Source organism: Variovorax sp. GW460-12-1-14-LB1, assembly GCF_059423605.1.
Map to the genome: position 1 here is coordinate 25,970 of NZ_JBWKYF010000005.1, position 16,253 is coordinate 42,222.

General features: G+C 63.2%; 15 protein-coding genes, 1 pseudogene and 1 other annotated feature. Of the genes and pseudogenes, 13 read left to right on the forward strand and 3 right to left on the reverse strand.

All coding sequences use genetic code 11. The features are described 5' to 3' along the window. The first annotated feature begins 438 nt into the window (after positions 1 to 438). Positions 439 to 1,128 carry a fatty acid desaturase gene (locus tag AC07Y4_RS03965; protein WP_494797419.1) on the forward strand — a complete coding sequence of 230 codons (690 nt, stop codon included), beginning with the start codon at positions 439 to 441 and terminating at the stop codon, positions 1,126 to 1,128. Positions 1,129 to 1,373: 245 nt separating this feature from the next. On the opposite strand, the pseudogene AC07Y4_RS03970 reads toward AC07Y4_RS03965, so the two are convergent. Continuing rightward, positions 1,374 to 2,605: pseudogene (locus tag AC07Y4_RS03970) on the reverse strand (IS3 family transposase). After that, positions 2,211 to 2,327: a sequence feature (AL1L pseudoknot), on the reverse strand. Its footprint overlaps the pseudogene before it by 117 nt. Before the next feature lie 471 nt (positions 2,606 to 3,076). On the opposite strand from AC07Y4_RS03970, the gene AC07Y4_RS03975 reads away from it, so the two are divergent. The 9 genes from AC07Y4_RS03975 to AC07Y4_RS04015 all read left to right on the forward strand — a co-directional run bounded on the left by AC07Y4_RS03975 (position 3,077) and on the right by AC07Y4_RS04015 (position 12,521). Continuing rightward, positions 3,077 to 4,501, forward strand: coding sequence for an FAD-binding oxidoreductase (locus AC07Y4_RS03975; protein WP_494797418.1), 1,425 nt, complete (start codon positions 3,077 to 3,079; stop codon positions 4,499 to 4,501). After that, positions 4,498 to 4,800, forward strand: coding sequence for a hypothetical protein (locus AC07Y4_RS03980; protein WP_494797417.1), 303 nt, complete (start codon positions 4,498 to 4,500; stop codon positions 4,798 to 4,800). Before AC07Y4_RS03975 ends, AC07Y4_RS03980 begins: the two co-directional genes overlap by 4 nt. Continuing rightward, positions 4,797 to 6,356 carry a xylulokinase gene (gene xylB, locus AC07Y4_RS03985; protein ID WP_494797416.1) on the forward strand — a complete coding sequence of 520 codons (1,560 nt, stop codon included), beginning with the start codon at positions 4,797 to 4,799 and terminating at the stop codon, positions 6,354 to 6,356. The genes AC07Y4_RS03980 and xylB overlap by 4 nt, the downstream gene beginning before the upstream one ends. Beyond that, complete coding sequence (locus tag AC07Y4_RS03990) at positions 6,356 to 7,453, forward strand: ABC transporter ATP-binding protein (protein WP_494797415.1); 1,098 nt, start codon at positions 6,356 to 6,358, stop codon at positions 7,451 to 7,453. The genes xylB and AC07Y4_RS03990 overlap by 1 nt, the downstream gene beginning before the upstream one ends. An 85-nt stretch (positions 7,454 to 7,538) precedes the next feature. Beyond that, positions 7,539 to 8,888 carry an ABC transporter substrate-binding protein gene (locus AC07Y4_RS03995; RefSeq protein ID WP_494797414.1) on the forward strand — a complete coding sequence of 450 codons (1,350 nt, stop codon included), beginning with the start codon at positions 7,539 to 7,541 and terminating at the stop codon, positions 8,886 to 8,888. 9 nt (positions 8,889 to 8,897) lie between these two features. Continuing rightward, a complete protein-coding gene (locus AC07Y4_RS04000) occupies positions 8,898 to 9,785 on the forward strand; it encodes a carbohydrate ABC transporter permease (RefSeq protein WP_494797413.1) in 888 nt (295 codons plus the stop codon). Then, the gene (locus tag AC07Y4_RS04005; RefSeq protein WP_494797412.1) at positions 9,782 to 10,621 is read left to right on the forward strand and encodes a carbohydrate ABC transporter permease; all 840 of its coding nucleotides are present in this window, start codon (positions 9,782 to 9,784) and stop codon (positions 10,619 to 10,621) included. The genes AC07Y4_RS04000 and AC07Y4_RS04005 overlap by 4 nt, the downstream gene beginning before the upstream one ends. Before the next feature lie 5 nt (positions 10,622 to 10,626). Beyond that, complete coding sequence (locus tag AC07Y4_RS04010; RefSeq protein WP_494797411.1) at positions 10,627 to 11,400, forward strand: SDR family NAD(P)-dependent oxidoreductase; 774 nt, start codon at positions 10,627 to 10,629, stop codon at positions 11,398 to 11,400. Then, the gene (locus AC07Y4_RS04015) at positions 11,397 to 12,521 is read left to right on the forward strand and encodes a glycerol dehydrogenase (RefSeq protein ID WP_494797410.1); all 1,125 of its coding nucleotides are present in this window, start codon (positions 11,397 to 11,399) and stop codon (positions 12,519 to 12,521) included. The genes AC07Y4_RS04010 and AC07Y4_RS04015 overlap by 4 nt, the downstream gene beginning before the upstream one ends. 4 nt (positions 12,522 to 12,525) lie before the next feature. Here the strand turns inward: AC07Y4_RS04015 and AC07Y4_RS04020 are convergent, their stop codons facing one another. Continuing rightward, positions 12,526 to 13,563, reverse strand: coding sequence for a LacI family DNA-binding transcriptional regulator (locus AC07Y4_RS04020; protein WP_494797409.1), 1,038 nt, complete (start codon positions 13,561 to 13,563; stop codon positions 12,526 to 12,528). A gap of 155 nt (positions 13,564 to 13,718) precedes the next feature. Here AC07Y4_RS04020 and AC07Y4_RS04025 point away from each other — a divergent pair, with 155 nt between their 5' ends. The 3 genes from AC07Y4_RS04025 to AC07Y4_RS04035 are packed head-to-tail and all read left to right on the forward strand — an operon-like array spanning position 13,719 to position 15,840. Further along, positions 13,719 to 14,975: a tyrosine-type recombinase/integrase gene (locus tag AC07Y4_RS04025; RefSeq protein WP_494797408.1), complete on the forward strand. Its 1,257-nt coding sequence runs from the start codon at positions 13,719 to 13,721 to the stop codon at positions 14,973 to 14,975. Between the two features lie 60 nt (positions 14,976 to 15,035). After that, the gene (locus tag AC07Y4_RS04030) at positions 15,036 to 15,311 is read left to right on the forward strand and encodes a hypothetical protein (RefSeq protein ID WP_494797407.1); all 276 of its coding nucleotides are present in this window, start codon (positions 15,036 to 15,038) and stop codon (positions 15,309 to 15,311) included. A gap of 4 nt (positions 15,312 to 15,315) precedes the next feature. Further along, a complete protein-coding gene (locus tag AC07Y4_RS04035) occupies positions 15,316 to 15,840 on the forward strand; it encodes a helix-turn-helix transcriptional regulator (RefSeq protein ID WP_494797406.1) in 525 nt (174 codons plus the stop codon). 14 nt (positions 15,841 to 15,854) lie between these two features. Here the strand turns inward: AC07Y4_RS04035 and AC07Y4_RS04040 are convergent, their stop codons facing one another. Next, the gene (locus AC07Y4_RS04040; RefSeq protein ID WP_494797405.1) at positions 15,855 to 16,253 is read right to left on the reverse strand and encodes a helix-turn-helix transcriptional regulator; all 399 of its coding nucleotides are present in this window, start codon (positions 16,251 to 16,253) and stop codon (positions 15,855 to 15,857) included.

The following is a 16,253-nucleotide window of genomic DNA, read 5'->3' on the forward strand; positions in this document are numbered from 1 at the left end:
CCGACAAAATTAAGTTCTACAAATTCACGCGCACTGCACTAGTGGCTGCTGGACATGTAGTTCGTTCTGCCAAGCACATCAACGGCATCTGCCGGAGGTCTGTCGAGAACTTCTTGAGTCAATGGCGACCGCTCTGCACGTTGGCAAATGAACTTGGTACTTCCACTCCAGCTCTCTTGGCCCATGCGGAGCGGCTGGGTATCAGCGTTATGAAGGTGGCACGCTCTGCAGGATTTGAAACTTCCTTCGTCACCCTGGAGGATGTTCAGTCACTTCGCACCGATCCCCGTGAGCGCCCCAGCGCACGTTCACGTCGAGGGAGGATCCTTAAGGGAGCCAAACTGCCGCAGCCATTCGGGGCACTTGCCGACGGGCGCGAAGCGACCCCAGGTGTTGTCCTTCGGAGATCGCATTCAAGCGTCTCAGTCCAGCGTTGAAATGACTTTGACGCTGGATGCTCTGCAGTGCAGGGACTGCAAGTATCCGGACATCGGCTATGGCCTGCTGCGCATGTCCGCCGCGCAGCCCTGGAAACCCTTCCACTTGGGCCAGCCGCTCTACGCTTTGTTGCTCGCGTTATTGTTCGAATGGGGCGTCGCTATCCAGGAGCTAGAGTTGGGCAAGTTCTTCACGCGGAAGAAGCACATGGAAGCCGTTGGCCCGCAGTTGCGTCGCACCGGAAGGAAGATGGCGGCCCAGGTGACCAAGGACTACATCGCCTGGCCGCTGCTGGGCGTCGCCCTGGCGCTTCCGTTCGCACTTGCAGGCGCCGGCCCGTCCCTGCTGACGGTGTTCCTCGTCGTATTCGGTGCCGGCGCCGTGGCCTGCCTGCTGCGCAGCCTGTGGACTTACATCATCATCTTCTGCGGCCACTTTCCGGAAGACGTACATGTGTTCACCAAGGCGCAGGAGGAGAACGAGACCCGCGCGCGCTGGTACGTGCGCCAGTTGCTCGGCTCCTGCAGCATCGGCGGCGGCCGACTGTTCCACGTCCTGTCCGGCAACCTGTCGCATCAGATCGAACACCATCTGTTCCCGGACCTGCCAGCAACCGGTACCCGGGTCTGGCCGTGCGCGTGCGCGCGCTGGCATCGCGCTACGGCATTCCGTACAACATCGGGTCGTTGACGCGGCAATTCGGGACGACGGTGATGAAAATCGTGCGGTTGTCGCTGCCCGGAGTTGGAGCGGCGGCTGCAGCTTGAGGTAAGAGGCCTATCCCATACCTATTCGGCCGCAATAATTCAAGATGCAGTAGCCGCCTGGATGGGCCTTTGCTTGCAATCTCCGCTTATGGTCGGGTGCTACAACCGTTCGCGGTGCTCAGGTAGCAGTGAATCGCCCCGGGATTCGTGGAGGCTGGTTGGTTTAAGTCAGGCCGCCACCGTGGTGGCTTGACTGGCGAGTTGCCGGTAATAGTTTGCCTCAGCTTCTGCAGGCGGGATGTACCCGACGGGTCCAAGGAGCCGTTGGTTATTGAACCAGGACACCCATTCCAGCGTCGCCAGCTCTACGGATTCCTTGGTCTTCCATGGTGCTCGCCGATGAATCAACTCAGCTTTGTAGAGGCCGTTGATAGTCTCGGCCAGCGCGTTGTCGTAGCTGTCACCTTTGCTGCCCACAGACGGTTCGATGCCGGCTTCACCCAGGCGTTCGCTGTACCGGATGGAGACGTATTGCGAGCCACGATCCGAGTGATGTATCAGGCTGCGATCCCGCTGCGGTTGACGGTCATAGAGAGCCTGTTCCAGCGCGTCCAGCACGAAGTCCGTGCGCATCGAACTGCTCACGCGCCAACCGACGATGCGCCGTGCAAACACATCGATGACGAAGGCCACGTAGAGCCAGCCCTACCAAGTCGACACGTACGTGAAGTCCGAAACCCACAGCTGGTTCGGTCGCTCGGCACGGAACTGCCGGTTGACCTTGTCCAGCGGGCATATCGCGTTTCTGTCACTGATCGTCGTGCGCACAATCTTGCCGCGCATCACACCGCGCAACCCGAGCCTGCGCATCAACCGCTCGACGGTGCATCGCGCCACGACCGTGCCCTCGCGTGCCAGTTGCCTCCAGACCTTGTCGGCGCCGTAGACCTGCATGTTGGCTTGCCAGACGCGCTGTATCGTCGGCATGAGGACATCGTCGCGATGTGCTCTGGCGCAGCGTCTGTGCGGCTCACGCGCCAGCGCCGCCTGCCGCCAATAACCTGACGGGGCGATCTGCAGCACCCTGCAGATCGGCTCGACCCCGTAGGCATGACGATGCTCGTCGATGAACCTCTTCAGGACTTCAGTCGGCGGTCGAGCTCCGCCTGGGCGAAAAACGCGCTGGCCAACTTCAGAATCTCGTTGGCCCGGCGCAGTTCCTTGACCTCGCGTTCCAGTTCCTTCATCCGCTGGGCCTCGCTGGTCGTGACGCCCTCGCGCACGCCGGTGTCGACCTCCACCCGCTTGACCCATTCCAGCAGCGTCTGCGGCACACAGCCGATCTTCGGTGCGATCGACTCGACTGCTGCCCATAGAGACGGGTACTCCCCACGGTGCTCTTGCACCATCCTCACGGCCCGCTCACGGACCTCGGGTGAGAACTTGTTCGACTTCTTCATGGCTCAATCCTCTCAGAGTGTTGAGCCTCCTCAAAAACCGGGGCGATTCAATCCAGGGTCAGCTACCCCTCTTTGCCTTCAAGCACTTACGCACGGCTGCACGGGCCGGCGAGCCAAAGTAAGTGCCATTCTCCCTAAAAGCGATTACGGGCTCCAGTTGAGCGCTTCAAGAACGGAGCTCGACCGCGATCGATCACTGCTGTGGTTTCCGTTCTCCACGCATCTCGCCTCACAAAAACATTGACAAAGAAATCTGTATCTACAAGAATTTGGACAAACGTTTGTTCAACAAAGATTTTTTTCTCACGAGGAGAGCGGTCATGAGCAATGGCGGCGCCCCCCTCGGGAATTCACCACAGGAGACATATGACGACAGTTTCACCAAGCGCTCTCACGGGCGACGCCCGCCAAGTCCCAAGCGCAACAACCTCTTGGTCCGCAACATCTCTGACATCGGCCATCGCTCATTCCTTGCGAGATATCGTTGGTGAAGAAAATTTTCTGGATACTGTCGCGGACCGATATGCCTATGCCCGGGATCGTCTGCCCTATGGCCTGTTCCGGCTGCGTACCGGTGATCTGCCGGGAACCTTGCCGGCGGCAATCGTCATTCCGGCCAATGAGGACGAGCTGATTGACATCGTCAAACTGGCAAATCGAGAGCGCATACGCCTGATTCCATTTGGTGCAGGCTCGGGTGTGCTGGGTGGAGCGATCGCGCTGTGCAGTGAGGTCGTGGTCGACTTGAAGCGGATGAACCGATTGCTTGAGCTCAACGAGATAGACGGCACGGCAGTTGTGCAATCCGGCATGAATGGGGGACATTTCGAAGAGGCACTTGGTGAGCGGGGCTATACAGCCAATCACCTGCCACAGTCGCTGTTCATGTCCACCGTGGGCGGTTGGGCGGCCTGTCGCGGCGCTGGTCAGGTGTCTTCGCGCTACGGAAAGATCGAGGACATCGTGGTCGGCTTGAAAGCCGTGCTGCCCGATGGCCGACGGCTCACGGTTCGTCCGGTGGCCCGCCGTGCGGTCGGCCCCAGCATCAAGGACTTGCTGATCGGCTCTGAGGGCGTGCTGGGCTTCATAACCGAACTCACATTGCGGGTGGGGCGCAAGCCGCAGACTCAGAAAGGCGTCACGCTGGCCTTTCCGTCGCTGCACAGCGCGATGGAAGCGTTGCGCGAGATCGCGCAGAGCGAAGGCAGACCCAGTGTCATGCGACTGTACGACGAGGAAGAGTCGCGCCAGCGCACCGAAGGGTTGGCAATGTTCCAACAAAAACCTGTGCTCGCAATCCTGCAATTCTGTGGCCCTGCGACGTTGGCACAGGCCGAGGAGGCGTTTGCCGTGCGCATTTGCGAGAACCATGGCGCCAGCGTGGTCGACAACAAGCCCTACGAGCATTGGATCGAAACACGCTACCAGTCTTACTCCATCAAGTGGCAGACCGCGGGTTACTACATGGACACCATCGAGATTACCGGCGCCTGGAGTGCGCTGCCAGCGATGTACCAGCGCATGCGCGAGGCAGTGCTTGGGCTGCACCCACAGGCCTACTTTGGCGCGCACTGGTCGCACATCTACCCCGAGGGCGCCTGCCAGTACATGACGCTGCGCCTGCCGCCCATGCCCGAGGCTCAGGCCCTAGCCATGCACCACCAAGCGTGGAACGAGTTGCAACAGATCTGCTTGGCACTGGGCGGCTCGATCTCCCACCACCATGGTGTGGGTGTGTTCCGCAACGAATGGCTGCGCGAAGAGCTGAACACCGGCATGGACCTGCTGCAGATCCTAAAGGACGGCATCGACCCACACAACTTGATCAACCCAGGCAAGGTGGGGCTGCGCGCTCCGGATGGAGCCGTTTCCCTGAGCGTAGGAGGTGCAGCATGAGCGCCGCTTCTGCTCCAGCCTCCTCGCAAGATCCCGTGGTCAGCCTGCGTGTGTGCGCCTACTGCCCCAACACGTGCCGACCCTCCTATCCCGCAGAGGCAGCGCGGCAGATGGAATCGCACACGCCGTCGGCGCTGTCGCTGATGGCGTTGGCCTATCTGGATGGTCGCCTGGACGTCGACAGCGGCGTGATGCAGGCCTTGCAGCGCCGGGATGCGCTCGTGGCCAGCCGAGGCCACTGTACCTATGGCCTGGACATGCCCGCCGTGCTGGACGCGGCGTTGAAAGGCACGTCATGAGCGCGCAAGCCCCCGTGCAGCACGCCTGGCTGATGGGCATCGACATCGGCGCGGGCAGCCTCAAGACCATGGTTGTGCGCAGCGATGGTCACATCGGCGGCAGCGCCTCCATGGACATCGCTACACATTCGCCGCAACCCCGCTGGAGCGAGCAAGATCCGCACGACTGGTGGCGCGCCGTGTGCGATACCGTGCCGCGCGCGCTGGCCGAGGCAGGCCTGACTGCGGGGGACATTCGCGCCGTGTCGTTCAGCGCGGGTGCCCACACGCCCGTGCTGGAAGATGCGATGGGCCGCGTGCTGCGCCCTGCCATTCTCTGGAGCGACCAGCGCAGCGGCGCGCAAGCCGCTGAACTGCAGGACGCGCACGGCGAACAGATCCTGCGCACCGCGCTAAACAGACCCACACCGACTTGGACCTTGCCGCAGTTTAAATGGCTGGTGGCCCACGAACCCGAGGTGGTGCGTGCCACGCGCCGCGTCTACGTGGCCAAGGACTGGCTGCGGTCGCGCATGACCGGAACATGGGAGACAGACCGTACCGAAGCCGTGGGCACGATGCTCTTCGACGCGGGGCAGGACCGTTGGTCTGCGGAGCTGTGCGACATGATCGGCTGGCCCCTGGACACGTTGCCGCCGCTGGTGCAGCCGACCACCGTGGTCGGTGAGGTCACGGCGCAAGCCGCCCAGCAATGTGGCCTGCGCGCCGGCACACCGGTGGTTTGCGGTACTTCCGACACTTCGATCGAAACCTTCGGGGCCGGTTCCATCACCCCGGGCGACGGTACGGTGAAGCTCGCCACGGCGGGCACCGTTAGCATCGTGGGCAACGCGCCGCACGTACACCCCACGCTGATTAACTATCCGTTGGCCGTCCCTGGCCTCTGGTACACGATCACCGGCACCAACAGCTGCGCTTCGGCCCATCGCTGGCTACGCGACACCTTCTTCATGCAAGGCGCTACCAGTGGCAGCACCGCGTTCGCCGAGATGGACCGGCTGGCCGGCACGGTGCCGCCCGGCGCCGACGGACTGCTGTTCCACCCCTACCTGCAAGGCGAGCGTGCGCCGTACTGGGATCCGCTGCTGCGCGCCGACTTCGTGGGCATGACGTTTCGCCACAACCGCGCCCATTTCGTGAGAGCTCTGTACGAAGGCATTGCGTTTTCCCTGCGCGAAGTGCAAGAGCAGTTCAACGCCGAGAACATGGCGATCCAGCGCGCCCGTATCATTGGTGGCGGCGCCAAAAGCACCGTGTGGCGGCAGATCGTGGCAGACGTGCTGGGCATCGACATTCTGCTCCCCCGCACCACCGACGCTTCGTTCGGTGCGGCCTTGCTGGCTGGCGTGGGCATCGGCGTCTTCGCCGACGAGCGAAGTGCCGCCCTTGCCTGCACCGAGGTGATGGAAACGGCGCGGCCCGATCCCCGTCGCGCGGCCTACTACACAGAACTGTTCGCGCTGTACAAGCAAGCCCAGCGCGGGCTGGCTGACGTAAACCACGCGCTGTCACGCCTGCCCACCATGACTGCAGACTCGGCGAAAGGGGCAACCTGATGGCGCAGATCGTACTGAACAAACTGCGCAAGGACTTCGGCCCGGTCTCGGTCGTCTCGGAGTTTTCTCTGACAGTAGCGCACGGAGAATTTGTCGTGTTGGTCGGCCCTTCGGGTTGCGGCAAATCGACCACGCTTCGCATGGTGGCCGGGCTGGAGGACACCAGCGGCGGGAGCATCTGCATCGGCGAGCGTGACGTGACGCACCTGGAACCCAAGGACCGCAACATCGCCATGGTGTTCCAGAACTACGCGTTGTACCCACACAAGACGGTGTACGAAAACCTCGCCTTCGGCCTGCGCATGCGCAAGACCGCGCCGGCCGAGATTGCGCAGCAGGTGAAGTGGGCGGCCGAGATCCTCGGCATTGAACATCTGCTGGAGCGCAAGCCGCGTCAGCTGTCGGGCGGGCAGATGCAACGCGTCTCGCTGGGCCGCGCGCTGGTGCGCAAGCCCGACGCCTTCCTGCTGGACGAACCGCTATCCAACCTGGACGCCAAACTGCGTGTGCGCATGCGAGAGGAAATCGGCCAGCTGCACAAGCGCATCCACACCAGCATGATCTACGTCACGCACGACCAGGTCGAGGCCATGACACTGGGCGACCGCATCGTCGTCATGCACCAGGGTCGGGTGCAGCAGGTGGGTACGCCGCTGCAGGTCTATGACCACCCCGCCAACCGCTTCGTGGCCGGCTTCATCGGTGCGCCCGAGATGAACTTCATTGAAGGTGAGCTGGTGGCCGATGCTCAGGGCCTGAGGTTCGACGGGCCGGGCGTGCAGGTGCCGATCCCTCGCGAACGCTGGATCGGGGGCAGCGCGCCGGCCGTTGCACGCCGCGTCGTACTGGGTGTGCGACCCGAGCATCTGGTGCCCAACGACACCGGCGAGATCGCCGCGACGGTGGGCCTGGTTGAGCAACTTGGCTCGCAGACCTTGCTGGTCTGCGACATCGGCGCGGGCAACAGCCTGCGCGTCCTGGGCGGCCGCGAAGACCGATTCACCCGTGGCGCGGCCTGCCGCCTGACGTTGCATCCGCAGAAGGTCCACCTGTTCGATGCGGAGGACGGCGCCAGCCTGTTGCCACCGCCCCCCTGAGTTCCCGAGCGTTTTCCCCATAACAAGAAGAGACCCTGCCCCGGGGCACATGATGCCCTTCACTACAAACCTAACGGAGACAACGATGGCCACACAAATTGAAGATCGCACAAGTGCCCCCGCGCAATCACTCACCACAGAAGAGACCTCGCATTCCCGCAGGCGTCTGCTGGGCGGTGGCGCCACTGGCGCCGCGCTGATGGCGCTAGGCGCCCCGGCCGTGCATGCGCAGACCAAAACCATCCGCTTTCTCAACGCCGAGCCTGGCCGCGAGTCGGTACGAGCACTACGCGTGGCTGCGGCCGAATACGAGAAACTGACGGGCGTGAAGGTGCAGGTGGATACGGTACCGCCGGATGAGGCGTACAGCAAACTGCAGGCATCGATCTCCAGTGGCACGCCCTACGACATTGGCACGCTGGCGTTTGCCGGCCATATGCTCATCCTGGCCGAGGCCGGCAAGCTCGCGCCCATGACCAAGTTGATCGAGAAGTCCAAGTGGGGTCCACGCATCCTGTTTCCGGTCAAGGGCGAACACTATTGGTACCCCTATGACTACAACTTCTGCTGGATGTACTACCGCAAGGATCTGTACCAGCAAAAGGGACTGAAAGTACCGACGACCTTTGACCAGATGGCAGAGAATTGCAAGGTGTTGACGGGCGACGGCAAGTTCGGCGTGGGCCATCCGCTGGGCGCGAACTCGGCCATGCAATGGATGTCCATCGGCTATCTCTGGGCTGACGGCGCCAAGCTGCTGGACGACGACTTCAAGCTCGTGATCGACAACGCGGAGATGAAGCCGAAGATGATCCGCTATCTCGACTTCATGAAGAAGCTGCAGCCTTCTATGCCCACCGGCATGACGCAGGCCCTGTTCGGTACGGTGCTGGGCCAGTACTCCGGCGGGCAGATCGCCCACGCGCCCTACGCCGGACGTCTGATGGAAGTGCTGGAGGACCGTGCACCAGATCTGGCGGGGAAAACCGGCTTCTTCATGTACCCGGATAGCACTGGCAAGGGCCAGGCAGTGAACCATGGTTACGACGGATGGGTGCTGCTCAACACGCCCATGAAGGACGAGGCCTACAAGTTCATGGAGTGGTTCACCGAACGCCACTACATTAACTTCCTGCATTCGGCACCGCTGCACTTTCAGCCCCCGCGGCTGGACGTCTACGACGACCCGCAATGGCGCGCGCACCCGCTAGTGGAGAAACACGCCGAATTGGTCGAGTTCATGCGCGGCATCCTCACGAACAAAGATGTCACCATCCGATCGATCGACACCGAAGGCTCGCGCATCGACCTGCGGCCAGGCAAGATGTTTGAGACCTTCGCCATCAGTGAGGCGGTGCAGAATCGCCTGCTAAAGGACATGCCTGCGGCTGAAGCCGTGGACATCATGGCGAAAAAGTACCGCACGGTTCTGTAGTCCAGAGCGATGAAACGCATACGAACCGGCAGCGATCGCGCGCTGCTGTGGGCGTTCGGCGCCGGGGTCGCAGTCACGCTGCTGCTGATCCTGGTGCCGGTCCTTGACGCCATCCGACTGAGCCTCTACCACGCAGAGTCCTTTATCTCGATACGGACCTGGGTGGGTCTTGCCAACTACACCCGCATCCTGTCCGACGAGACGTTCTGGCACGCCCTTCGCGTGGGTCTGCTGTTCGCTGTCGTAACCATCGCGGCGCAGGTCGTGCTGGGCGTGCTGTTTGCGCTGCTGCTGGACCAACAGTTCCCAGGGCGTCCCCTGGTGCGCGGCATCACGGTACTGCCCTACCTGCTGCCTACGGTGGTCGTGACGGTCATTTTCCAGTGGCTGCTGGACGGTGGTCTGGGTCTGTTCACCGTTTGGTCGGAACAGCTGGGGCTGGGCCGGCCGGCCTGGTTCGAGAATCCGACGTCGGCGATGCTGATCCTGATCGGTGTCAGCGTCTGGACCTGGACGCCGTTCGTCACCGTGTGCTTCCTGGCCGCTTTGCAGACCGTGCCGAAGTCGCTCTACGAAGCAGCGCGAGTCGATGGCGCCAGCGCCTGGAAGCGTTTCTGGCACATCACCATCCCGATGCTTGCACCCATGCTAACCGTCACCGTCCTGTTGCGCAGCATCTGGATGTTCAACAAGTTCGATGTGGTGTGGCTGCTCACCAAGGGCGGTCCGCTATCGGCCACCGAGCACCTGCCCGTGCTGTCTTACCGACGCGCTTTCAGCCAGTTCGATGTGGGCGGCGGCGCGACGGTGGCCACGCTGTCGTTCCTGCTGCTCACGCTGCTGATTGCGGTGTATTTCCACTACTTCCCGTTGGAAGAAAAAGAGGCCAAACCATGAACGCCCGGCGATCTCCCCTGGCACGCTTCACGCTCTTCTCGGGTGTGGCGCTGATGTGCCTGTGGTCCTTTTTCCCGATCTACTGGATGGTCGTATCCAGCCTGCGGCCCGAACGCGACCTGTTCGCCCCGCCCACGCTGTGGCCCAGCAGCATCGACACCGGCCTGAAGGCGTACCGCACGTTGCTGGAGCTGACCGACTACCCCGTGCAGTTCCGCAACAGCGTGCTGGTGGCGCTGGCGGTGGTGGCCATCACGCTGGTGGTGTCGGTGCTGATCGCCTATGTGGTGACGCGCTACCGCATCCCGGGCAAGACCATCATCGTGGGCAGCATGCTCTACGCCTACATGTTCCCGCCGTTGCTGCTGGCCATCCCGCTGCTGTCGATCTTCGCGAACCTGGGCCTGGCCGACACCTTGTGGGCGGTGATCGCCGCACACTGCACGCTGACCATTCCACTGGGCGTGTGGCTGCTGTGGGGCTTCTTCAAGGTCATGCCGCTGGACCTGGAGGAAGCGGCGATGGTGGACGGCTGTACGCGGGCCGGCGCGTTCTTCCGTGTGGTGCTGCCGCTGTCGCTGCCTGGCATCGTCACGGTGGCCATCTTCGCCTTTCTGCTGTCGTGGACGGACTACATCTTCGCGTTCGTGCTGGTCAGTAGCGACAGCCAGAAGACCCTGCCAGTGGGTCTGGCCTCGATCCTTGGCACCTTCGACGCGCGCTGGGGTGAGCTCATGGCTGGCGCCACGCTGATAGCCTTGCCTTTGTTGATCCTGTTCACCTTCCTCAGCCGATACTTCATCCAGGGGCTGGCGGCCGGGGCCATGAAGGGCTGAGAAACATGAACTTCGGACTGAAAGGCAAGCTGGCTTTGATCACCGGCGGGGGCCGGGGCATTGGGCTGGCGGAAGCGCGGGCGCTGGCGGCCGAGGGCGCGCAGATCGCCATCGTCGACCGCGACCCCGAAGCGGCCCATGCGAGTGGGGCCGAACTCGTGGCCGCCGGAGCGCGGGCCGAAGCCTATGTGGGCGACGCGACCAACGAAGCCGACGTGGTCCGCGTGTTGGCTGCGGTGCAGCAGCGCTTCGGCCGGCTCGACATCTTGGTGAACAACGCAGGCATCGGCGTCAAACCGGCCTACTCCGTGGAAACCATGCCCGCGCAGGCCTGGGACCTCATGGTGCATGTGCACATGCGCAGTACCTTCCTGTGGTCGCGCGGGGCCATCCCTCTGATGGCGGCAGGCGGCTTCGGGCGCATCGTCAACACTTCGTCGATGAACTTCACTGGCGGTGGCCGACCCGGCGTGTCGCACTACGCGGCGGCCAAAGCCGGCATCGCGGGCTTCACGCAGACGCTGGCCAAGGAGGTGGGCCCCAAAGGCATCACAGCCAACGCCATCGCGCCGGGCTATGTGGAGACCGAGCTCATCGCGCAGTTCAACCCCGCGATGCGTGACTTGCTGCGCCGGCAGAATCCGGTCGGGCGCCTGTGCCAGCCGCAGGAGGTGGCCGCGCTCGTGGCATTCCTGTGCTCGACGCAGGCCGGTTTCATCAATGGCGAGTTGGTCTGCCTGGATGGCGGCCGCCGCGACTTCTATTGGGGTGAGGAATGAACGAAGACATCACGGTGCGGGCCATCGGTTTCCCCGGCCGCTACATCCAGGGCCCCGGCGCAATCGCACAACTGGCGCCCCTGGTGACGGAGCTGGGATGCCATGCCATCGTGGTCATCAGTGACGACATCGTGTGGGCCGCCGTCGGCGAGGCGCTGCGCACCTCCCTGCGTTCGGGCGGGCACGAGGCCACGTTCCTGCGCTTTCCCGGCGAGTGCTCCAGCAGCGTGATCGCCGCGCTGGCGCAAGAGGCGACCACCGTGGGACCGAGCGGGGCCGATATTGTGGTGGCGCTGGGTGGCGGCAAGACCATCGACACCGCCAAGGGTGTGGCCAAGGCATGCGGTGCGAGGCTGGTGGTGGTGCCGACCATCGCCTCCAACGACTCGCCGACCAGCCGGCTCATCGTGCTCTACGACGACGCCCACCGTGTGGCCGGTGTGGAGATGCTGGCGCGCAACCCCGACGCCGTGCTGGTGGACACGAGTATCGTGGCGCGCGCGCCCGCGCGTTTTTTCGCGGCTGGCCTGGGCGACGCTTTGAGCAAGAAGTTCGAGTCCGAACAATGCCACCTGGCCGGCGGCCTCAACTTCTTTGGCACGCCCTCGCTGCCCACGGCACGCTTGCTGGCGCGGCTGTGCTACGAAACCATCCTCGAGCACGGCGCGGCCGCGCTGGCGCGCGTGGCGCAGACCCAGTCGCCCGACGCATCAGTGGAGCGTGTCGTGGAAGCCTCGGTACTGCTGTCGGGCCTGGGCTTCGAGAGCGGCGGGTTGTCTCTGGCCCACGCGTTGACGCGCGGCTTCACGGCGCACCCCGCGCTGGCGCGCTGGTTGCATGGCGAGTTGGTGGCGTTCGGCACGGTTGTGCAACTGGTGGCCGAGGATCGGCCTGAGATCGAGATAAAGGACCATGCGCGCTTTGTGGCGTCGTTGGGTCTACCGGTGTGCTGGGCCGACCTCGGTCTGACTGCGGTCATCGCGGAGGAACTCGCCGAGATGGCCCGCCTGACTTGCGCCGCCCCCTACATCGGCAACCTCTTTCCTAAGGCCGATGCCGCGCGCATCGTGTGGGCGCTGCAGCGCGCCGATCTTTTAGGGCGGATGGTCAAGACTACCTGAACCACTACCGAGAAGGAGGGGCCGTCGACTGGCGCAGCATCAGCCCCATGGGTGCCAGTTGTCTGTCCACGCGCGGGAGGTCGCCGTCGATCAATGCGATCAAGGCCTGCGCGCCGTCGAAACCCATCTGCTCGACAGGCATTGTCACGGTCGACATCGGCGGGAACATCACCTCGGCAATCGGGCCGTCGTGCACCGTTATGAGAGACATGTCTTGAGGTACACGGATACCTTCGGCGTGCAGCACTTTCATCGCACCGGCCGCCGCAGACAGGGTTAGCGCGAAGACCGCTGTCGGGCGCGGTCCCTGGCGGTTGAGGATAGTCAGCATCGCTTGCGCCCCACCTGCCATCGTATAGCCCGAAACCTGTACCAGATCCGATTCCAGTGCAATGCCTGCCGCAGCAAGTGCGTCGCAGTAACCAGCGTAGCGGCCGATACCGGTGGAGGGGTTCACTTGGCCAGATAGGTGCGCGATGCGGCGGTGCCCTAATCCGATCAGGTGATCTACCGCCATGCGTGCTGCGGTGCGGCTGTCGAAGTAGATGCAATTGCGCACACCTTGCACCTTGCGATTGAGCAGCACGAAAGGCACTTTGGCGCGCTTCACGGCGCGCAACATCACACTGTTCTCGTCCAGCGTCGTCACTAGCAGACCATCCACCCGGTTGATACGCGCCAAGCGCTCATAGGCACCTTCGTTGTCACCCGGCTGCTCAATGTGGGCGATCAGGAGCGAATAGCCAAGGTCGCGCGCGCCTCGCTCTGCACCCAAGATGATGTCTGCGTACACCGGATTGTCCAGTTGTGGCACCGCGATGCCCAGGGTGTAGGTGCGCGCCGTGCGCAGGCTGCGCGCCTGCAGATTCGGCTGATAGGCCAACTTTTTGGCCGCGGCCTCAATGCGCTTGCGCGTCTCTTCGCTGGCGCGCTGATTTTTGTCACCGCACAGCACGCGCGAGACGGTGGAGACATCCACCGCGGCCAAGGCGGCGACGTCGGTAAGGGTGCTGCGCTTGCTGGCCGGTGTCTTGACGGGCATCGTTAGGTCTAGAGCGAAATTCGATAGGTCTACTTCGGTTGTGCACCGCAATTTTAGGGCGTTTGAGCAGGGGAACCAGGAGGTCAATATTCCATCGGCTCCAACATCCTGACCCCTGACGGTAAAAGCCGTCATGAACAGGAGGAAAAACCTCGATGCTTACCGACACCGCACTGCGCAATTTGAAGCCTAAGTCCTTGACTTATAAGGCTTCTGACCGGGACGGAATGTACGTGACGGTATCGCCCACCGGTACCGTCACCTTCCGCTTCGATTACCGTCTCAACGGCCGCCGCGAGACCCTGACCATTGGCCGCTACGGGCCGGCGGGCATTTCGCTGGCGATGGCCCGAGAAAAGCTGCTGGATGCCAAGAAGGCTGTCGCCCAGGGCAAGTCCCCGGCGCATGAGAAACAGCGCGAGAAGCGCCGCCTGACCGCCGCCAAGAACTTCGGCGACATGACCGCCCAATGGCTGGCCAGCGCCCGGATGGCCGACAGCACGCGAGCGATGCGCAAGAGCATCGTCGATCGGGACATCCTGCCGGCCTTCCAGAATCGTCTGCTCAACGAAATCACCGCCGACGACTTGCGCGCCTTGTGCGGCAAGGTGAAGGGGAGGGGCGCCCCGGCCACCGCGGTGCATGTTCGCGACATCGTGAAGCAGGTCTATGCCTTCGCCATCCTGCATGGGGAGAAGGTGGACAACCCGGCGGCCGACGTGGGCGCGGCCTCGATTGCAACCTTCGTACCCAAGGACCGCGCCTTGTCGCCGCTGGAGATCCGTTTGATGTCGCGGCAGATGGAGTCGGTGGCCACGTATCCGACCATCCGTTTGGCGCTGCGCATGATTCTGCTAACGCTGGTGCGCAAGAGCGAGCTGATCGAGGCCACCTGGGACGAGGTTGATTTCGAGACCGCGACCTGGACCATCCCGAAGCAGCGGATGAAGGGGCGCAACCCGCATGTGGTCTACCTGTCGCGCCAAGCGCTGGACATCCTGGTGGCGCTGCACACTTGCGCGGCCGGCTCGAAGTTCGTGCTGCCGTCGCGCTACGACTCCGACCGCTGCATGTCCCACGCGACCCTCAACCGGGTCACTCAGATCGTCGCGCAGCGGGCCAAGGCTGCAGGCCTGCCTCTGGAGCCGTTCACCGTCCACGATCTGCGCCGCACGGGCTCGACGCTGCTCAACGAGATCGGGTTCAACCGCGACTGGATCGAGAAGTGCCTTGCGCACGAGGAGGGGCGTTCCTCGCGGTCGATCTACAACAAGGCCGAATACGCCGAGCAGCGGCGCCACATGCTGCAGGAGTGGGCCAGCATGGTCGATGCCTGGATCGACGGACGGACCTACGTGCCAAAGCTGATGCCGGAGAACTTTATCGTGCCGGTGTTGAGTGCGATGGCCTGACATAGAGGATGGGTTGTCACTTGACAACCCAGCCGATTATTCCCATACTGGAGATTGCTGATGGCCCGTTCCCCTCATCCAAAGAAAGAGGTCGAGGACGCACTCAGGCATGCCGAAGGGCAGAGCTGGCGCGTGGAAGTTGGTGGCAGCCACGCCTGGGGGCGGATTTATTGCCCGTACAACGACGCGGAGTGCCGCTGCGGCGAGTTCTGTATCACCAGCGTGTGGAGCACGCCGAAGAACCCGGGGAACCACGCACGCGCCTTGCGGCGCGTCGTGGACAACTGCACGACGCACCGCGCGCAGCAGGAGGCGGCCGACGATGTCGAGGAATAGCGCGATGGAATACACCTTTACCCTGAAATACCAGCTTGCCGATGATGACCGAGACCCGGATGGGCTGGTCGAGCGCCTGGGCGAGGCAGGTTGCGACGATGCCCTGGTGGGCATTGGCCAGCCGGGGCGACTCGCATTGGAGTTCGTTCGCGAGGCGGACAGCGCGGACGCGGCGGTGCGCAGCGCGCTGGCCGACGTGCGAAGCGCCGTACCGTCGGCAAAGCTGATCGAGGTCGCGCCGGATCTTGTCGGACTGACCGATGTGGCCGACATCGTGGGTGTGTCGCGGCAGAACATGCGCAAGCTGATGCTGGCTTATCCGGGCAGCTTTCCGGCACCGGTGCATGAGGGCAGTGCATCGATCTGGCACTTGGCGGATGTGTTGGCCTGGCTGCAGGCCAAGGGCAGCTATACGCTGGCCAGCGATGTTCTGGAGGTGGCGTGCGTTGCCTTGCAGGTCAATGTGGCCAAGGAGGGGCGGCGCCTATCGCGCTCGGCTTCCAAGGTATTGGAAACTCTTGTTGGATGAGGCTCTTGCTGATCTCATTTCTGACTCGGACCCGCCCGAACAGGGCGTGTTTTTCGTAGGTGGACATCCGGCTTGCCGGCGCTGATGCGAGGGGCTTGCTTGCGCTCCTCGATCCAGGTTTCCACTTCGGCCAGATCCCACACCACGCAGCGCTGCGTCAGATTGAAGCGCCGTGGAAATTCGCCGCGGCGCTCCATTTCGTAGATCGTCGTTTCGGCCAGTGGGACGATCTGCCGCAGCTCATGACGGCGGATGGTGCGACGAAATGGCAGCGCGCCGTGTTTCGGGAACTGCGGGAGATCGTCGTAGGCGTTCGAGCCCGGCAAGGGGAGGGATGTAGGTTGCGGTCGCATGGCTGCGCTGCTGTCCCGGCCGATTTTTCCTGACGGGTTATTCTCCATGTCGAACTCCAT